The 1,962-nt window shown below is 64.2% G+C and carries 1 protein-coding gene; it reads right to left on the bottom strand.

Annotated elements, in window-relative coordinates; genetic code table 11:
- Nucleotides 1-1,620: M23 family metallopeptidase (locus EOA33_RS14200; protein ID WP_190234271.1), on the bottom strand; the 1,620-nt coding region annotated here is incomplete at its 3' end.
- Nucleotides 1,621-1,962 lie beyond the last annotated feature (342 nt).

Here is a 1,962-nt window from a genome sequence, read left to right as displayed (position 1 = left end):
CCCGCCGGCCCAGCCGGCCTTCTCGATGACACCGTTGCCGGCGGCAATGATCGGCGTGCCGATCGGGGCGGCCCAGTCGACGCCGGTATGCATGCGGACATAGCCGAGGATCGGATGCCGGCGCGCGCCGAAGCCGGAGCGGAATTTCCCCGCCGGCAGCGGATTGCGCAGCAGGAACTGTTGGGCGCTTGAGCCATCCTCGTCGAAATAGTCTGTGCTGCCGTCCTGCATCTGGAAGCGGTAGAAATTGCGCATCTGTCCGCCGAAGGTTGCCGAGACATAGAGCAGTTCGGATTCGTCGGAGGCCTGGTCATCGCCGTCCGGCTGCGAGAACAGCACATCGATCCGGTCGGAGGGGCCGAGCCGCGACTGGAAGTCGACATCGGAGGCCAATAGCTTGACCAGTTGCTGCGTTAGCTTCTTAGACATGCCGTAGGAATAGGCAGCGCGATAGATGCCGTCGTAGATGTTGGGCAGGTTGCCACGCACGACCACCGGCGGCGAATCATCGAAGGCGGTCAGCAGTTCGGGGTTGGGCTCGGGCTCCTGCGCCGGCACATACTGGCCGCGGTCGTCGAGCGCGATGGTGACGATGTGCTGGGTCCGGTCATAGACGCTGGTGCGAACCACCTTGGCGGCGTCGCCATGGACCTCGAGCCCGACGCGTAGCACGGTTCCCGCCTTCAGCGCCGGAGCGTTGAGCAGCTTGCCGATGGCATCAGCCATGCCGGTGGCGTCCTCGCCGGTGTAGCCCGAATCAGCGAAGGCCTCGGCGATGCCGGTATCCTTGGTGAAGGGGATGATTTCCTCGGCGAATGCCGGCGTCTGGTCATCGGTTTCAACACGCGGCGAAACCGAGACATTCTCGGGCACGATCTTGACGTCGTAGGAGCCGGCCATGCTCTCGGCGAAGGCATCACCGAATCGCTGAGGGTCGACATAATGCAGTGAGGCGACCTGGATGGCGCCGTCGCTGAGATCGGTGCCGGCCTCGCGCACCACCTTTTCCACCTCGTCGGCCGAGAGGTCGCTCTTCTCATCGAAGGACGCCGTATCGATCGGGAAGTCGACCGTCTTCAGCGACATCTCGCTTTCGACCTTCGCGCCGTAGATCTGGCCGGCGACGGCGGGCGCGGTGGCGCCGGCATTGTCGTCGCTGTCGTCGCCGAACACCTGCATCGGGTCGAAGGGCGGGTAGGGGCGGTTGGTGGTGTGGCCGGCGGCCAGCGCCATCTTGATCTGCACGAAAGGCATGGTGTGGATGACGTCGCGGTCGCCGACCTTGGTGACCATCGACACTTCCATGCGCCGGCGATCCTTGGCCTTGGCGATCTGGCGCGGCGCCACCAGCCTTGTCGTCTTGGCCATCTCGCCGGAATCGCCGCCATTCTCGACATGGGCGAGCTCGGCGATCTCGGGCGGCGTCGCCAATTGCTGGCGTCCATCCAGCGCTGCGAAGAGCGCCACGCCCATCAAACCGCTCGACGTCACGCCGGTGAGAAAAGTGCCCGACAGCCAGCGCGCCGACACCTCGCGCCGATCGGGCGGGCCGCTCCGGCCATCCGCGATCAGCGGCGGCTCGTTGCCGAGTTCGGCTATGACATCTTCCGTATCTGGCATCCAGAAAGGCTGCTTCTTCCCCGGGCGGAACGGCTTGTCGCTTTTGTTGTGCGCATGACATTTGCCTGTCACGGCGGTTTAAGTCAACGAAAGGCCAAGCCTAGGCCGAAATCCCCAACGGCGCGTCCCTTATAAGTGGTCTTCCCACGGTCTCTTATAGGAGGCCTCGCGCGGCGGTGCGCGTGCGCTTCCTTGCTGGTGCCGGTGTCGAACCGCAATGCGGCGGCAATAGGGCTCCTGCGTGGCCGCTGCCTGTGTTGTCCCCGTTCCGTTACGGCAGCCGGCTACCCACAAACAGGGGCCGAAATTTCTGTCGCAAAAAGTTCAAAAAAATCGAATGGG

The sequence above is a fragment of the Mesorhizobium sp. M4A.F.Ca.ET.050.02.1.1 genome, assembly GCF_003997725.1.
In the GTDB taxonomy this organism is placed as follows: Bacteria; Pseudomonadota; Alphaproteobacteria; order Rhizobiales; family Rhizobiaceae; genus Mesorhizobium.
The sequence above is the reverse complement of the archived record's forward strand: the minus strand, read 5'-3'. Positions and strand labels throughout refer to the sequence as shown.